The following is a 15784-nucleotide window of genomic DNA, read 5'->3' on the forward strand; positions in this document are numbered from 1 at the left end:
GGAGTCCGGGTCCGGCCGGATGTCGCACGTCAGTCGGTCGACGACGCAGGCCGTCCGGCGACGTCACGCGTGGCGGCCGTGCCATCCGTTCCGGTCCCGTCCACCGGCTGCTCGGAGAGATGCCCCCGCACCGTCACCATCCGGGGCGAGACCTCGGAACGGAGCCCGGCGACGAGGGCGAAGACCATCGCGAAGACCATGGTGAAGATCGGCAGCCCCACCACGGTGATCACCTGCTCCAGCGCATTCAGCGCGGCATCACCGCCCAGGACGATGAGCGAGGCGGCCAGCGCACCGATGGTGAGCCCCCAGTACACGCGCTGCCGGATCGGACTGGGCCGGTCGTCGCCGGTGCAGAGCATGTCGACGACGAGGGCGGCCGAGTCCGCGGACGTCGCGAAGAACAATGCGACCACGACGACGGCGATGCCGGAGACGAGTGTCGCCGCCGGGAAGTTCTCGAAGAAGGCGAACATCGCGAGCGGCACACTGTCGGCGACGGCGGCCGAGATCGGCCCCCCGGTCCCGCCGATGCCGTCGATCGCCATCGCCGACCAGCCGAAGATCACGAACCAGACGACCGTGAAGGTCGCCGGGGCCACGAGCACCCCGCCGACGAACTGGCGGATGGTGCGCCCCTTCGAGATGCGGGCGAGGAAGACACCCATGAACGGGGCCCAGGTCACCGTCCACGCCCAGTAGAAGACGGTCCATCCGGCCTGCCAGCCCCAGCCGTCCTCGTCGGTGTAGGGGGCCAGGGAGTCGTTCCAGAACGACAGCCTCGGCAGGCTCGACAGGTAGAGCCCGGTCGTCTCGATCATCTGCCGGAGGAGGAAGACGGTCTCACCGGCCACGAGTACGAACAGCATCAGCCCCACCGCGAGTCCGATGTTGAGGTTCGACAGCCGACGGATGCCCTTGTCCAGCCCGACCGCGATCGACCCCGTCGCCACGAGGGTGAGGACGGTGATGACCGCCACCCGTACGCCGACGGAGTCCGGCACCCCCAGCAGCGCACTCAGCCCGGCACTGATCTGCGAGGTGCCGAGGCCCAGCGACACCGCGACGCCGAACACCGTGCCGAGCACCGCGAAGATGTCGATCGTCCGCCCGATCGGGCCGTGGATCCGCTCCTTGAGGAACGGATAGAACACCGACGAGACTCGCATCGGCAGGTCGTAGCGGTAGATGAAGTAGCCGAAGGCCAGCCCCGGCAGCGTGAAGATGGCCCAGGTGTGCAGGCTCAGGTGGTACAGCGCGAAGGACATCGCGTCCTGCGCGGCTTGGGCGCTGTAGGGCTCGACACCGTCGACCGGGGGCGCCGTGAAGTGCGAGATCGGCTCCGCGACCCCCCAGAACATCAGGATGGTCCCGATCCCCCCGGCGAACAGCATGGTGAACCAGGACACGTTCGAGTAGGCGGGACGTGCGTCGTCACCGCCCAGGCGCAGGGTGCCGTAGCGGCTCAGGGCCACCCAGATCAGGAACACGAGCCAGGTCGTCACGCCCACGACGAAGTACCAGCCGAGGTTCGTCGTGATCCACCCACGACCCGCGTCGAACGCCGCGCCGATGGGGCCGGGCGCGAGCAGCAGCACCACGAGGAAGGCGATGATCAGACCTGCAGACCAGAAGAAGATCTGCGGGTGGGTGCGCAGGCCGAGCCTGCGCGCGAGTTCCTGCACGTCGCGCTCCTCCTCCGGCCGCCGACCGGTCCGCCCAGTGGTGGTGTTCGCCTCGGGTCGTCGGAGGCAGGGCGGACGGCGACGACGCAGTCGCGCAAAGATGTCCGATAAAGCGCTTGATGTCCACCTGTCGGGGGGTGCGGAGATCGTTGCCGGACCATGCGCGGTGGGTGTGACCAGGAGTCATCTCGGCTCGGCAACGGTCTCACCGGATCAGCCGACCGGGCCCGGATCGGACCGCCCCCGGGATGCCGGCGCAGGAGTACTCGCTTTTCAGCCGGGGCGGCTGTCGGAACTCAACCGCCCCGGCCTGGCCCTCGCACCGCCCCGGGGTCGATGCTCGGGATGCGACGCGTCTGCCCGCTGCACGGGTGCCCAAACGCCCGCCCGGGGCCGCTAGAGGGAGTCGATGTCCTGGGGACGCTCGGCGACGGTGCGGGCCAGGCGGGCCAGCTTCACGTTGATGTCCTGCGAGGTCCGGCGCAGCAGGTCGAAGGCCTCGTCGGCGTCCAGCCCGCGGCGGGCCATCAGGATGCCCTTGGCCTGGCCGATGACATCACGGGTCTCGATCGCCGTCTGCAGATGTGCCTGCTTGAGCTCCGCGGCCGAGATCGCGTCGGTGGTCGCCAGCGCGAGCGAGGCGTAGCCGGCCAGGATGGTCAGGCGGTCGAGGTCGGCGCGGCCGAAGGCCTGCGGCTCGGAGCCGTACACGTTGAGCGCGCCCGGCAGCCGGGGCGGCCGGGCGTCGGGGAGCAGCTCGACCGCGGCCACCGAGAGGAACCCGTGACCCACTGCGGTCCCGGCCAGCTCGGGCCACCGCTCCTCGCGCCGCAGGTCGTCCGACACCGCGGACGCGGGGCCGTCCTCCCGGGCGGCGTCGACGCAGGGACCGCGACCACTGCGGTACTGCACGACGTCGATCTCCTCGGCCGGCCCGCCGGTGGACGCCGGTGTGTAGTAGTGGCCTTCGTCGTCGCGCATCGTCACGCTCGCCATCGCCGCCACGGGCACGACGCGTGTCACGGCGTCGAGCACCCCGTCCAGCACCTCGGCGACCGTCGCGCAGTCCAGGAGCGTCGGTGCGAGACGCCGGAACTGGTCGACGACGTCGGCGTCGTCGACCGTGGCGGCGTGCCGGGTGGGGGACGCGCCGTCGGCGCTGCGCTCCGACTCGTCCGGCGTTCCGATCAGCTCTGGCCTCGTCAGGTCCACCCGTCGGGGTGACCCGTCGTAGGCACGGCTAAACACCGCGACGGGACACGCGCCCGGGCGGTGTCCGCCACCGGCTTCCGTGCCCCGGGCCGTCGGAGCTCGGCCGGGTCGACGCGCCTGCACCTCGACCGGTCGGGACCCCTCCCGAGTGACATCCGGACCATGGCCGGCATGGATCGAGCAGAATCACGCACGAGCATCAGGTCGACGGTGGGCAGGGTGTCGGCGGCCGTCGCACTCGCCGTCGGGATCGGCGCCGGGGAGTCGGCGTCCGTCCTGGCCGGCAACGACTACTGCTGGGGATGGGGACCGGAGGGGCCGCACGCCGACCAGCACAACGGCATGCGCTACTGCGACAACGCACCGCTGGACCCCTCCCAGGTCCAGGACCGGCGATGACCGGCCACCGCTGACCGGGCACCGCGTGGAGGTCCGCACCTCTCGTCGGGGCCCGGACCGTCGGCGGAGGAGGGCGGCGGCCCCCTCGCGGTAGGTCGTGACCGCGGACTCGGGGAACCGGGTCGCGAACGTCGACGAGTCGGACGTCGGTGCGGCTCCGGTCCGAGGCCGATGGGGTTGCGGATGGAGGGGCCGGGTTAGAGCGAGGTCCAGAGGGTCTCGGCGTCGACGACGCGGTGGTGCCGCCAGGTGAGTGCTCGCTCCACGGCGGCGACGACACCGGCGACCGTGAGGGTCCCGAGCAGCCAGCCGGGTAGGGGCACCGGTGAGGTGAACATCCCGACCCGGTCCGCCACCTCCGGGATCGAGGTGACCATCTCGAGCCATACGGGTGCGGCGAGGACGAGATTGACCAGCAGGATCAACACGGCGGTGACGGCGATCGCCCGGCTCGTCCGCGGGCGGTCCCGGGTCAGGGCTGCGCGACGGTACTCCAGGGTCCCCGGGGCCGGGGCCAGTCTGCGTTCCCGCCCGTCGGGGGTGACGAGATGGACCCGGGTGACGCCGTACAACCCGGCGTCGACCTCGATCCTCCCTCCGGGGACGGTGAAGGTGGCGGGCATCTCGGCCGTGCTGGTGCACTGCCCGTCCCGGTGGAGCCGGGCGCGGTGGTCCTCGGTCGCACGGGTCTCGACGGCCCAGACGGCTGGGCCGTCGGGGCCCGGCAGCGTGATCGTGTGGACGGTGCGGCTCAGTGCCTGGTGGAGTCGAACGGGTCGGAGGGCCATCGTCACCTTCTCCTGTCTGCGGGAACGGGGTGCCGAGCGGGTCAGAGGCTGCATCGGGCGTCGGCCGGCGGGGTCTCGAGGTCGAGGAGATAGGCGTCGACCGCATCGTCGACGCACGTGCTGCCACCCAGGAGGTAGGCGCCGTGCTGCTTGCCGTCGACGGTGAGCAGGCTCGCGCCGAGGGTTCGTGCCATGGAGACGCCACCCGGATACGGCGTCGCGGGATCGCCGGTGAGCGACACGACGAGCGCCTCGGGCAGACCCTCGACATCGGCGGGGAGCCACGGGACGTCGCGTGTCGGCGGGGCGGGCCACGCCTCGCACTCGCTGTGGTGGGTCCCCGCCGTCAGCAGGTCGATGCCGAACATGGGCGCGACGTTCGCGACCTCGCGCGCGTGCGCGGTCTGTTCCTCCGGTGTCAGGCGGGGCCAGTCCATGCAGCGCACGGCGATGTTCGTATCGATGTCCGTGGTGTAGACGCCGTCGGCGGTGCGGCTGTAGAAGCCGTCGCGCAGGGCGAGGATCTCCTCGGCCCGCCCCGCGTCGAGCGCGGTCAGAGCGGAGATCAGCGAGGGCCAGTGGGCCTCCGCCGCCAGGCCCGCGGTGATGCCGAGGTAGACGTCCCAGACGCTCACGTCCCTGCCCTCGGCGGTGGGCACCGGCGTCTCGACCAGCGGCGCGACGATCTCGTGCAGACGCTCGTTCGCCGCCGCCGGATCGGGGCCGAGGACACAGTCGGGTGACCGGGCGCAGAGCGCGGCGACCTCGTCGAACCGGGCCTGGGAGGCGGTGAACTGGGCGAGGCGGAGCTCGCTCGGTGTCCAGTCGGGGCCGACGGCGCTGTCGAGCACGACGGCACGGACCTTGTCGGGGTGCGCGGTGAGGTACATGGCGCCGATCTCGGAGCCGTAGCTGTAGCCGAGGTAGGTCAACCGCTCGTCGCCGAGGACCTCCCGCATGATGTCCATGTCACGCACGACGTTCGCCGATCCGGCGTTGACGAGGTTCTCGACGCCTCCGGAGCCCTCGATGCAGCGCTGCGCGTGGTCCACCGCCTGCTCGGCGCTGGTGATGTCGTAGACGGCGCCGAACCGGGGAACGTCTCCGGCGTCGTACTCCTCGTCGGTGTAGCAGTCGAGGGCCGGGGTCGACGCCCCGATCCCGCGCGGGTCGAAGCCGACGATGTCGAAGCGCTCGGCGACGGGGCCCTTCTGCCACTGGGGAACGAAGGACGCCACGAAGCTGGTGCCGGATCCGCCGGGGCCGCCCGGGTTGATCAGCAGCGACCCCTCGGCCTCTCCCCGGGCGGGGAGACGGGTGAGGGCGAGCTGTGCCCTCTCCCCCGCCGGAGCGTCGTAGTCGAGTGGGACCTCGACCGACGCGCACTCCAGTGCGGGGTTCGCGAACAGCTCGGCGTCCGCGGCGTTGGTCGCGGTGTCCGTACAGCTGCCCCAGTCCGGTTCCTGCGTCAGGTAGGCAGCCATGTCCGCCTGCCCACCGGGATCCGGAGGCGTCGCCGACGTGCAGGCCGCCGACAGGACGAGGGGGATGACGGTGATGGCTGCGGCGAGACGCGGCACGGTCCGTCGCGATCGGTGCGGGCGTCGGCGGTACGAGGACATGTCTCTCCTGGTCGGGTCCGGGTGCGGCGGCGACGGCGTTCGCCCGGGTCGACGACTCGCAGGTGTGGAAGGACCTGCCGACCGTGACCGGGATGCGCCGGACGCGGACCGCTGTGGGCTCGACGGCGGCGCGGGCCGGGCGGGTGCTACGCCCTGTCCGACCCGGTTTTTAGCATGAACGTGCTAGAAACGTAGCATGCTCGTGCCACATCGGGCGATAGAGTGGGGCCATGCCCAGACGCGTGGACCCGGATGCCCGGCGAGCGCAGGTCGCCGACGCCGTGATCGACGAGATCGCCGCGCACGGACTCCGCTCGGTGACCCTCGCCCGGATCTCCGCACGCTCCGGCCTGGCCATCGGGAGCATCCGGCACTACTTCGGCGACAACCTGCGGGAGGTCATGTCGTTCACGTTGGGCGTCCTGCTCCAGCGCGCGGAGCACCGCAACCCGGGGCTCTCCGGGGATCCGGCGAGCCGGGTCGCCGAGCTGGTCGTCCTCGTCGCACCCACCAGCGAGCAGGAACGCAAGGAGAACATCGCACTCGTCGAGTACCGGGTGATGGCGCGCACGGACCCGGGGTTCGCAGCCGAGGTCGCCGCGACCTCGCTCGCGGCCGCGGAGGCGATCCGGTCGCTCCTGCGCGCGGCGCTGGCCGACCGTGTGATCGACGAGGAGGCACTGCACCGCGAGGCGCTCCTGCTGCTCACCCTGGTCGAGGGCTTCTCGCTCGGTTCGGCGCTGAGCCCGGCCCCGCTGCAGGAGGCCGATGTCCGCGCCGTCGTCACGGACACCCTGCACCGCATCCGTGGTGCCTACCCACCTCGCCGGGAGGCGCCGGTGGAGCGCGCGGGGATCTGAGCCGCCGACGATCGCCACCCGGACGCGTGGCGCGGCGCCGCCCGGCGGCGCACCACCCCGTGGGGCCTCAGACGGTGAGGACGAGCTTGCCGCGACGATGACCGTCGTCGAGGGCCCGGTGGGCGTCCGCCGCCCGCTCGAGGGGGAATGTCTCCTCCACGTGCACCCGGAGCGCGCCCCTCTCGGCGAGGTCCACCAGGCCCCGCAGAGCCACCGGGTCGGGGTCCACCGCGATGCCGCTGAACCGCACGCCGGCGGCCTCCGCGTGAGCGATCGCCGCGGCGTCGTCCTCGGCGGTCGCGGTGATCAGGTGCCCCCCACGCCGGAGCACGCGCAGGGAACGCTCCGCGATGCCGGCGCCCACCGTGTCGAGAACGATGTCGACGTCGCGGAGCGACCCCGCGAAGTCGCCGGACCGGTAGTCGATCACTTCGTCCGCACCGAGGGCTTCGACGAACTCGCGCTTGTCCGCGCCGACCGTGGTGATGACGTGCGCCCCCGCGGCCTTCGCCATCTGGATCGCGACGTGGCCGACCCCACCACCGCCGGCGTGGATCAGGACCCGGTCGCCCGCGGCCACCCGCGCGAGATCGACCAGCCCCTGCCACGCCGTCAACCCGACGATCGGCAATGCCGCGGCCTCGACGTGGGAGAGCGAGGCCGGCTTGCGGGCGAGGTGCAGCGCCGGGACGGCGACGTACTCGGCATAGGCCTCGGCGGCACGAGGGAACAGGGACATCCCGAACACCTCGTCGCCCGGCCGGAACCTCCAGGTCAGCGCCTGCTCGACGACACCGCTGACGTCCCACCCGAGAACGAACGGCGGCCGGCCGAGCATCGGTGACTCACCCGCGCGCAGGCGGGCTTCCAGGGGGTTGAGGCCGACCGCCCGGACCCGCACGAGCACCTCGGTGGGCAGGGGGCGAGGCACGGGTGCCTCGACGACGGACAGGACAGCGGGGCCGCCGAACTCCTGTTGGGTGACGATTCGCATGAGTTCTCCTCCGGTGCTCCGGGCGGAGTCGGGAACCGCACTGCTGCCGATGCCCGCCCCTCCCACGACGGACCGGCAGCACGCGCCTCAGCCGTGGCCCGAGCGCCTCCTGGCGCGGTACCGCCCGGGCGTCTCGCCGACGAGCCGGGTGAAGGCCTCGATGAAGCTGCTCGGGTTCGCCCAGCCCAGTCCGACGGCGGTATTGGTGACCGAGGCCCCGCCGCTGAGCTCGACCACTGCCCGCTGGACACGGAGGAGCGTCCGCCACTGCTGGAAGCCCATGGACAGCTCGGCGTGGAACAAGCGGCTCAGCGTCCGCTCGCTCGAACCCGTCGTCCGGCCCAGCTCCGCGAGCGAGGCGCCGCTGGCGGGATCGTCGTGCAGGAGCGAGGTGACGTCCCGGAGTCGCGGATCGCGCGGCTCCGGCAGTCGCAGAGGCTCCTCCGGCGCCCGGGCGAGTTCCGCCACCACGACCTGCAGCAGGAGGCGGCCCCGTGCGCCGTCCGCGGGCTCCTGGTCGTCGACGAGGGCCAGGAAGGCCTCGCGCATCAGGGCGCTCGCGACGAAGACCGACGGGTGCGCCGGAAGCTGCGCGGCATGCGGTGCAGGCACCGTCACGAACCGGACGTGCGTCTCGCCGTACGAGCGGCTCCAGTGCGCGTGGAACGGCGGAATCCAGCTGATGCGATCGGTCGGCGCCATCCAGACACCCGCCGCGGTCGAGGTGACCAGCACCCCGGACACGGCGTACCGGAGTTGCCCGAACTCGTGGGAGTGCGCCGGCACCCGCTCGCCGTGGGCCAGCGGCCCGCAGGTCTCCGCCCCGTCGACGGAGGGCTCCGGCCGTTCCGGCGTCCTGCCCATGGGGGGGCGACCCTGGTGTTCTCAGCGCGCTCGCGACCGTGACGTCCGCCGGGGACGCGTCGCGATCCGGGAGGAGCCGGCGTGGGCTCACCGACCCTTGAGCCGGTTCCGGTTGGCGGCGAGGACCTCGTCCGACAGGTCCGGGGCGACGTCGGCGACCGCCCGGGAGAGCAGGAGCGCGCCGACCATCTGGCTGAACAGTGCCACCGCCTGCTCCCTGGCCTCGGCCGGGGTGATCCCGGTACCGGTCTCGCGGCCGTACTCGATCACCATGTCCGCGATGGCGTCGAAGTAGCCGTCCAGACCGCGGCGGTACTCGGCCTGCGCGTCGGCGCCGTGCCGTCCGGCGTCGGAGACGAGCGCAGCCGAGGGGCATCCGGCCTCGGGGTGGTCCCGGTGCTCGGCGTCGACGTACTGGTCGATCATGCCGTCCAGGGCGGCACGCGCCGAGCCGGGGTGTGCCGCCCGGAGGCCGTCGAGCACCGCCAGCGAGTCGATGAAGCCCTGGTGCAGGACCTCGACGGCGAGGTCGCTCTTGGACGCGAAGTGGTTGTAGAAGCCGCCGTGGGTCATGCCCGCCGACTTCATCAGCCCGTCGATGCCCGTGCCGTCGATGCCGCGCAGCCGGAACCCCTCGCCCGCCGCGGCCAGGATCCGCTCGCGGTTGCGCTGCTTCTGCTCCCGTGTGACGCGGGGCATGTCGACCACCTCCCAGGCCAGCACCCGGCCGAGTCTAGACGACTTTCGATGATGACCACCATCAAAATCGGCCGTCCGGCTTGACGGCACCCGCCTCCGGTCGTGTAGTTATTGATGTCGCTCATCATCAAAAGAGGTGTTCTCGTGCGGTTCGGAACCATCGGCGCCGGGACGGTCGCGCAGGCCGTGGCCGGTCATCTGGCGAGGGCGGGGCACACCGTCACCCTGAGCAACAGCCGCGGCCCCGACTCGCTGCGCGATGTCGTGGTGCGGCTGGGGTCGTCGGTGCGGGCGGCGCCGGTCGAGGACGCCGCGCGGGCCGACATGGTGTTCCTGACCGTGCCGTGGCCGCAGGTCGGCGACGCACTGGCCGGGCTCCCACCCTGGGACGGACGCATCCTGGTGGACACGACCAACCGGATGCCGGAGTCCGCGGACGTCGGTCCCGGCGCGGCGACGCCGAGCGAGCTCGTGGCGGCGCTGGCCCCCGGCGCACGCGTGGTCAAGGCGTTCAACACCCTCCACGCCCGCTACATCGCCGCCGACCCCCGGCATCCGGAAGGGCGGCAGCTGCTGTTCCTCGCCGGCGACGACACCGCGGCCAAGACCACGTTCCACGAGCTCGCCGACCGCATCGGGTTCGCCCCGGTCGACGTCGGACCGCTGCGCGACGGCGGACGGCTGATGCAGGTCGGCGGTCCCCTCTCGGCCCTGCACGCCCTGCGCCAGGACCCGGACGGAGAGGCGCGGTGAAGGCACTCGCCTACGAGCGGGCGCACCCGCTCGACGCATTCGCCATCGACCTGGTCGACGTCGCCGAACCGCGGTTACGGGCCGGTGACCTGCTGGTCGAGGTGCGGGCGATCGGTATCAACCCCGGCGAGGCCGCGATCCGGCGGACCCGCAGTGCGCCGCCGGGCGGTCGCGTCGTCCTCGGATGGGAGTTCGCCGGCGTCGTCGTCGCGACCGGGCCCGCGGCCACCGGATTCTCGGTCGGGGACCGGGTGATGGGCACCGGCGACATCACCCGCGACGGGAGCTGGGCCGAACGCGTCGCGGTAGACCACCGGGTCGTCGCCCCGATCGCCGACGAGCTCGCGTTCGCCGACGCCGCATCCCTGCCGATCGGTGTGCTCACCGCGTGGGAGGCGCTCGTCCGCGACGGCGACGCACTGCCCGCCGGAGTCGGGAACGTCCTGGTCGTCGGCGCCGCGGGCGGTGTGGGCTCGATGGCCACGCAGCTGCTGGCGACGTGGACTCGGGCGTTCGTGATCGGCACGGCGTCGCGGCCCGAGTCACGGGAGTGGGCCACCGCCATGGGGGCGGACCTCGTCGTCGACCACCACGGCGACCTCGCCGCCCAGCTGCGCTACGCCGGGGTCGGCCCCGTCGACCTCGTGCTGTCCACCTCGGACACCGGTAACCGGCTCACCTCCTTCGTCGAACTGCTGCGCCCGTTCGGACACCTCTCCTTCGTCGACGCGCCGGGGCGCTGGGACCTGGAGGCGCTCGCCGGCAGGTCACTGTCGCTGCACGGCGAGACGGTGTTCAGCACGATCCTCACCGGCGGCGACGACGCCCGTCAGGGCCGGATCCTCGCCCGCGCGGCGGGCGACGTCGTGGCGGGCCGCCTGCGTCCGATCGGGACGACGACGCTGCAGGGACTGACCCCCGAGGCCATGCGGGCCGCACACACGCTCGTCGAGAGCGGCCGGAGCGTCGGCAAGACCGTGATCACCCTCTGACCCGGCCCGCAGGGCCCGGGACCCCACCACGGAAGGAACGACCCGGCATGACACCGAACCTGCTGGACGGCGAGTACGTCCCCAGCTCCGACCCCACCACCCGCGACCAGGTCGAGCTCTACGAACGCACCGACGGCCGGGAGGGCGCGACCATGCTGGGCGGCCCCGTCGTCGTCCTGACCACCCGCGGGGCACGGTCGGGCACGCTGCGCAAGACCGCCCTGATGCGGATCGAGCGCGGCGGCGTCTACGCCCTCGGCGCGTCGGCCGGTGGGCAGGCCCGGCACCCGGGCTGGTTCCACAACCTGACCGCCCACCCGACGGTGCAGCTGCAGGACGGGGCCCGCCGGGCGCTGATGACCGCGCGCGTCGCCGAGGGCACCGAACGCGCGGACTGGCTCGACTACGCCGACGGGCTGTACCCGTTCTTCGCCGACCTGCGCGAGCGCGCCGTCCTGACCGGTGGCCGGGAGGTGCCGGTGGTGCTGCTCGAACCCGTCAGCAGCTGACCCGTCGAGGAGTCCCGGCACGGAGCCGACGGCCACGGGGCCGACCGCGAGTTGCTCGATGGTGGCTCCCTCACCAGGACCGCGGACCCGTCCGGGTGCCGGGCCGGGCTGTAGGCGCGGCCTCCGTCACTGCTCAGACGTCGCCATCAGTGTGACCGGGGCCGGCCGATGAGAGTGGGCGCGGCAGGGTTCGAACCTGCGACCGCTCGGGTGTAAACCGAGTGCTCTCCCGCTGAGCTACGCGCCCGGGACGGACATCTTCACACGGCTCTCAGGGCCCGACGCCACCCGTCCTGGTCCCGCGGCTCCCCCGGCCCGTTCACTTCGGCGAACGAGACGGTGCCGTCCGGGCGGACCAGGAATGTCCCCCGCAGCGCCATCCCCTTCGCGGTGTCGAACACCCCGTAGGCCGACGCCACGGCCCCGTGCGGCCAGAAGTCCGACAGCAGCGGGAACCCGAACCCCGCGGACGAGGCCCAGGCCCCGAGCGAGAACGTCGGGTCGCAGGAGATCGCCAGCACCTGGGTGCCGTCGTTCTGGAACTCCGGGAGCGACGCCTGGACCGCCGCCAGCTCCCCGCCGCAGATCCCGGAGAACGCGAACGGGTAGAAGACCATCAGCGCCGAGCGCCCCGACCCGAGGACCGACGCCAGCGAGACCGGCTGTCGATTCTGGTCGGGGAGCTCGAAGTCCGGGGCGGCCGCACCCTCGACTACTGGGCTCAGCGCTTGCCCTTCCCCTGCTTCGGCGGCACGAGCTTCGACCCCACCCAGTCGTCTCCGAGCGTCGCGTTGGACGTCTGCGACAGTCCGGCGGTCGGAGCCGCCTCGGCGATCTCGGAGGGCTGGATGTGGCCGTCACGGCCGGTCTTGGGTGTCAGGACCCACACGAAGCCCTCGTCCGAGAGGGGCGTTCGGGCGTCGACCAGGGTGTCGATCAGGTCGCCGTCCCCGTCGCGGAACCACAGGAGGACGACGTCGATGACCTCCTGGGCGTCCTCGTCGAGGAGCTCCTCACCGGTCGTGTCCTCGACGGCCTCTCTGACCTGGTCGTCGATGTCGGTGTCGTACCCGAGTTCCTGGACGATCATGCCCGGCTCGATGCCGAGCTTTGCCGCGATGTCGGACGCACCGGCATCTGCCGCGGTCACCACTCGTTCCCCTTTCACGCTGCTCACGCAGTCCATCGTCTTCGGTTCCGCGTGCGGGCGCCACCCTTCGCGCGAAATCGGATGGGGCATCCGATCACGGGGGCACGACCGGATGCAACCGGCTCGCGGTCCGCGGCGCGGTGACGCGCAGGTCACCCCGCCCTCCGTTCAGTTACGTACGAGTAGTACCTATCCTCGCGGCCAGAGCCCGACTTCGTGAACGACGAGTTTCGGGACCGCGCCGGAACAGGCACGATGGACCGAGCCACGGCCACGACCGTCGAGTCCGGCCGGCGACGTCGCCCCACAGCCGGCGGCGGACAGACAGGGCCGGGCGATCCCGGCCACCGACGGAATCAGGCAGGGAGAACCCTTGACCGCGCAGAGCAGCACGCCCGGCGACGACAAGCGCCGCGTCAACGTCATCCGGGACGGGCTGGCCGCCCACCTGCCGGACATCGACCCCGAGGAGACGGCCGAGTGGCTGGACTCCCTGGACGCGGTCCTGGACAACGCCGGGCAGCAGCGCGCCCGCTACCTCATGCTGACGATGCTGCAGCGCGCCCGTGAGAAGCACGTGGGCGTCCCGTCGCTGACCGCGACGGACTACGTCAACACCATCCCGACCGACCGCGAGCCGTGGTTCCCCGGCGACGAGGACGTCGAGCGCACCTACCGGCGCTGGCTGCGCTGGAACGCCGCGATGACCGTGCACCGCGCGCAGCGCCCGGGCATCGGCGTCGGCGGGCACATCTCGTCCTACGCCTCCTCGGCGACGCTCTACGAGGTCGGCTTCAACCACTTCTTCCGTGGCAAGGAACACCCCGGCGGCGGCGACCAGATCTACATCCAGGGCCACGCCTCGCCCGGCATCTACGCCCGCGCCTTCCTCGAGGGGCGGCTGTCCGAGGACCGGCTCGACGGCTTCCGCCAGGAGCTCAGCCACGCCGGCCCGGGCGGCGGCCTGCCGTCGTACCCGCACCCGCGCCTGATGCCGGACTTCTGGGAGTTCCCCACGGTCTCGATGGGCATCGGCCCGATGAACGCGATCATGCAGGCGCGGTTCAACCGCTACCTGGGCGACCGCGGGTTCAAGGACACCTCCCAGCAGCAGGTGTGGGCCTTCCTCGGCGACGGCGAGATGGACGAGCCCGAGTCGCGCGGCCTGATCCACGTCGCGGCCAACGAGGGCCTGGACAACCTGAACTTCGTCGTCAACTGCAACCTGCAGCGCCTCGACGGCCCGGTCCGCGGCAACGGCAAGATCATCCAGGAGCTGGAGGCGTTCTTCCGGGGCGCCGGCTGGAACGTCATCAAGGTGATCTGGGGCCGCGAGTGGGACTCGCTGCTGCACGGCGACCGTGACGGCGCACTGATCAACCTGATGAACACCACGCCGGACGGCGACTTCCAGACCTACAAGGCCAACGACGGCGCCTACGTCCGCGACCACTTCTTCGGCCGGGACCCGCGGACCAAGGCGCTCGTGGACCCGATGAGCGACGCCGAGATCTGGAAGCTCAAGCGCGGCGGGCACGACTACCGCAAGGTGCACGCGGCCTACGCCGCCGCGACCGCGCACCACGGCCAGCCGACCGTCATCCTGGCCAAGACCATCAAGGGCTACGGCCTGGGCACGCACTTCGCGGGCCGCAACGCCACCCACCAGATGAAGAAGCTCACGCTCGACGACCTCAAGCAGTTCCGCGACGAGCAGCGCATCCCGATCTCGGACAAGCAGCTCGAGGCCGACCCGTACCTGCCGCCGTACTACCACCCCGGCGAGAAGGACGAGGCGATCCAGTACCTGCGGGAGCGCCGTCGCCAGCTGGGCGGGCCGCTGCCGTCGCGCCGGACCGCCGGCAAGCCGCTGGTGCTCCCCGGCGACAAGGTCTACGACTTCGTCAAGAAGGGCTCCGGCAAGCAGGAGGTCGCCACGACGATGGCGTTCGTCCGGCTGCTGCGCGAGCTCATCAAGGACAAGGAGATCGGCCCGCGCTTCGTGCCGATCATCCCGGACGAGGCCCGTACCTTCGGTATGGACTCGATGTTCCCGAGCCAGAAGATCTACAACCCGAACGGCCAGAACTACACCTCGGTCGACGCGGACCTGATGCTCGCCTACAAGGAGTCCGAGCAGGGCCAGATCCTGCACGAGGGCATCAACGAGGCCGGTTCGGTCGGGTCGTTCACCGCGGCGGGCACGTCGTACGCCACGCACGACGAGCCGATGATCCCGGTCTACATCTTCTACTCGATGTTCGGCTTCCAGCGGACCGGCGACTCGATCTGGGCCGCCTCGGACCAGATGGCCCGCGGCTTCCTCGTCGGCGCCACCGCGGGCCGCACGACGCTGACCGGTGAGGGGCTGCAGCACAACGACGGGCACTCGCTGCTGCTGGCGGCGACCAACCCGGCCGTCGTCGCCTACGACCCGGCGTTCTCCTTCGAGGTCGCGCACATCGTCCAGGACGGGCTGCGCCGGATGGTCGGCGAGAAGCCCGAGAACGTCATCTACTACCTGACGGTATACAACGAGCCCTACCGCCAGCCGGCCGAGCCGGAGGACGTGGACCGCGAGGGCATCCTGCGCGGGATGCACCGCTTCGCCGCCGCGCCCGAGGGCAACGGCCCCGTGGTGCGGCTGCTCGCCTCCGGTGTCTCGCTGCCGTGGGCGCTGACCGCGCAGAAGATGCTGGCCGACGAGTGGGACGTCCGCGCCGAGGTCTGGTCGGTGACGTCCTGGGGCGAGCTGCGCCGTGACGGCGTCGAGGCCGAGCACGCCAACCTGCTCAAGCCCGGTGACGAGCCGGTCGTGCCGTACGTGACCCAGAAGCTGGGCGACGGCGAGCACGGCGACGCCCCGGTCGTGGCGGTCTCGGACTGGATGCGTGCGGTCCCCGACCAGATCCGCCAGTGGTCCCCGGCGCCGTTCCTGTCGCTGGGCACCGACGGGTTCGGCCTGTCCGACACCCGTCCGGCCGTGCGCCGCCACTTCGCGGTCGACGCCGAGTCGATCGTCGTCGGCGCGCTCTCGGTACTGGCCAAGCAGGGCCTGGTGAAGACCGAGACCGCGGCCGAGGCCGCGGCCGGCTACAAGATTGACGACCCGCAGGCCGCCGGCCCGCAGATCGGCGACGGCGGGGCCGCCTGACCCCACCGGCTCACGACGGCCCGCCGCCCCGCACGGGGCGGCGGGCCGTCGCCGATTTTCGCCCCTCCCAGGGCGGCGCAGATCACGATAGGCTCCGCGCGAC

General features: G+C 71.9%; 15 protein-coding genes and 1 tRNA gene. 6 read left to right on the top strand and 10 right to left on the bottom strand.

Features of this window, described 5'->3' with window-relative positions:
- Positions 1-29: 29 nt before the first annotated feature.
- The gene (locus ZF1_RS19575) at positions 30-1685 is read right to left on the bottom strand and encodes a BCCT family transporter (RefSeq protein WP_482638016.1); all 1656 of its coding nucleotides are present in this window, start codon (positions 1683-1685) and stop codon (positions 30-32) included.
- Positions 1686-2081: 396 nt separating this feature from the next.
- Positions 2082-2897: a GAF and ANTAR domain-containing protein gene (locus tag ZF1_RS19580; RefSeq protein ID WP_482638017.1), complete on the bottom strand. Its 816-nt coding sequence runs from the start codon at positions 2895-2897 to the stop codon at positions 2082-2084.
- 219 nt (positions 2898-3116) lie between these two features.
- Between ZF1_RS19580 and ZF1_RS19585 the strand changes: the two genes are divergently transcribed.
- Entirely contained in the window at positions 3117-3296 is a 180-nt protein-coding gene (locus tag ZF1_RS19585; protein WP_482638018.1) for a hypothetical protein, read from the top strand.
- A gap of 197 nt (positions 3297-3493) precedes the next feature.
- Here ZF1_RS19585 and ZF1_RS19590 read toward each other — a convergent pair whose 3' ends face one another.
- On the bottom strand, positions 3494-4084 hold the full coding sequence (locus tag ZF1_RS19590) for a hypothetical protein (protein ID WP_482638019.1): 591 nt from the start codon (positions 4082-4084) through the stop codon (positions 3494-3496).
- A 41-nt stretch (positions 4085-4125) separates the two neighbouring features.
- Positions 4126-5568 carry an alpha/beta hydrolase gene (locus tag ZF1_RS19595; protein ID WP_482638020.1) on the bottom strand — a complete coding sequence of 481 codons (1443 nt, stop codon included), beginning with the start codon at positions 5566-5568 and terminating at the stop codon, positions 4126-4128.
- 368 nt (positions 5569-5936) lie between these two features.
- Here ZF1_RS19595 and ZF1_RS19600 point away from each other — a divergent pair, with 368 nt between their 5' ends.
- The gene (locus ZF1_RS19600; protein WP_482638021.1) at positions 5937-6566 is read left to right on the top strand and encodes a TetR/AcrR family transcriptional regulator; all 630 of its coding nucleotides are present in this window, start codon (positions 5937-5939) and stop codon (positions 6564-6566) included.
- A 67-nt stretch (positions 6567-6633) separates the two neighbouring features.
- Here the strand turns inward: ZF1_RS19600 and ZF1_RS19605 are convergent, their stop codons facing one another.
- The 3 genes from ZF1_RS19605 to ZF1_RS19615 form a co-directional block, all read right to left on the bottom strand.
- Positions 6634-7560, bottom strand: coding sequence for an NADP-dependent oxidoreductase (locus ZF1_RS19605; RefSeq protein WP_482638022.1), 927 nt, complete (start codon positions 7558-7560; stop codon positions 6634-6636).
- A gap of 87 nt (positions 7561-7647) precedes the next feature.
- A complete protein-coding gene (locus tag ZF1_RS19610) occupies positions 7648-8424 on the bottom strand; it encodes an AraC family transcriptional regulator (RefSeq protein ID WP_482638023.1) in 777 nt (258 codons plus the stop codon).
- 87 nt (positions 8425-8511) lie between these two features.
- Complete coding sequence (locus tag ZF1_RS19615; RefSeq protein WP_482638024.1) at positions 8512-9147, bottom strand: TetR/AcrR family transcriptional regulator; 636 nt, start codon at positions 9145-9147, stop codon at positions 8512-8514.
- Positions 9148-9267: 120 nt separating this feature from the next.
- On the opposite strand from ZF1_RS19615, the gene ZF1_RS19620 reads away from it, so the two are divergent.
- From ZF1_RS19620 to ZF1_RS19630, 3 genes are read left to right on the top strand one after another with little or no spacing between them, the layout of a single operon-like run.
- Positions 9268-9876, top strand: a complete 609-nt coding sequence (locus tag ZF1_RS19620; RefSeq protein WP_482638025.1) for an NADPH-dependent F420 reductase — start codon at positions 9268-9270, stop codon at positions 9874-9876.
- Complete coding sequence (locus ZF1_RS19625) at positions 9873-10868, top strand: alcohol dehydrogenase catalytic domain-containing protein (RefSeq protein WP_482638026.1); 996 nt, start codon at positions 9873-9875, stop codon at positions 10866-10868. The genes ZF1_RS19620 and ZF1_RS19625 overlap by 4 nt, the downstream gene beginning before the upstream one ends.
- Before the next feature lie 47 nt (positions 10869-10915).
- Positions 10916-11377 carry a nitroreductase/quinone reductase family protein gene (locus ZF1_RS19630; RefSeq protein ID WP_482638027.1) on the top strand — a complete coding sequence of 154 codons (462 nt, stop codon included), beginning with the start codon at positions 10916-10918 and terminating at the stop codon, positions 11375-11377.
- A gap of 175 nt (positions 11378-11552) precedes the next feature.
- Here the strand turns inward: ZF1_RS19630 and ZF1_RS19635 are convergent.
- From ZF1_RS19635 to ZF1_RS19645, 3 genes are all read right to left on the bottom strand, one after another.
- Positions 11553-11624, bottom strand: a tRNA-Val gene (locus tag ZF1_RS19635).
- 13 nt (positions 11625-11637) lie between these two features.
- Positions 11638-12150 carry a peroxiredoxin gene (locus tag ZF1_RS19640; RefSeq protein ID WP_482638729.1) on the bottom strand — a complete coding sequence of 171 codons (513 nt, stop codon included), beginning with the start codon at positions 12148-12150 and terminating at the stop codon, positions 11638-11640.
- The gene (locus tag ZF1_RS19645; RefSeq protein ID WP_020624178.1) at positions 12099-12530 is read right to left on the bottom strand and encodes a DUF3052 domain-containing protein; all 432 of its coding nucleotides are present in this window, start codon (positions 12528-12530) and stop codon (positions 12099-12101) included. Before ZF1_RS19645 ends, ZF1_RS19640 begins: the two co-directional genes overlap by 52 nt.
- 370 nt (positions 12531-12900) lie before the next feature.
- Here ZF1_RS19645 and aceE point away from each other — a divergent pair, with 370 nt between their 5' ends.
- On the top strand, positions 12901-15681 hold the full coding sequence (aceE, locus tag ZF1_RS19650; RefSeq protein WP_253067501.1) for a pyruvate dehydrogenase (acetyl-transferring), homodimeric type: 2781 nt from the start codon (positions 12901-12903) through the stop codon (positions 15679-15681).
- Positions 15682-15784 lie beyond the last annotated feature (103 nt).

Source organism: Pseudonocardia sp. ZF1 (assembly GCF_056835605.1).

Bases quoted from the DNA above. Each gene is read 5' to 3' on its own strand.
- ZF1_RS19600 (WP_482638021.1), top strand. From the start codon at position 5,937: ATGCCCAGACGCGTGGACCCGGATGCCCGGCGAGCGCAGGTCGCCGAC.
- ZF1_RS19595 (WP_482638020.1), bottom strand. From the start codon at position 5,568: ATGGCTGCCTACCTGACGCAGGAACCGGACTGGGGCAGCTGTACGGAC.
- ZF1_RS19605 (WP_482638022.1), bottom strand. From the start codon at position 7,560: ATGCGAATCGTCACCCAACAGGAGTTCGGCGGCCCCGCTGTCCTGTCC.
- ZF1_RS19610 (WP_482638023.1), bottom strand. From the start codon at position 8,424: ATGGGCAGGACGCCGGAACGGCCGGAGCCCTCCGTCGACGGGGCGGAG.
- ZF1_RS19630 (WP_482638027.1), top strand. From the start codon at position 10,916: ATGACACCGAACCTGCTGGACGGCGAGTACGTCCCCAGCTCCGACCCC.
- ZF1_RS19590 (WP_482638019.1), bottom strand. From the start codon at position 4,084: ATGGCCCTCCGACCCGTTCGACTCCACCAGGCACTGAGCCGCACCGTC.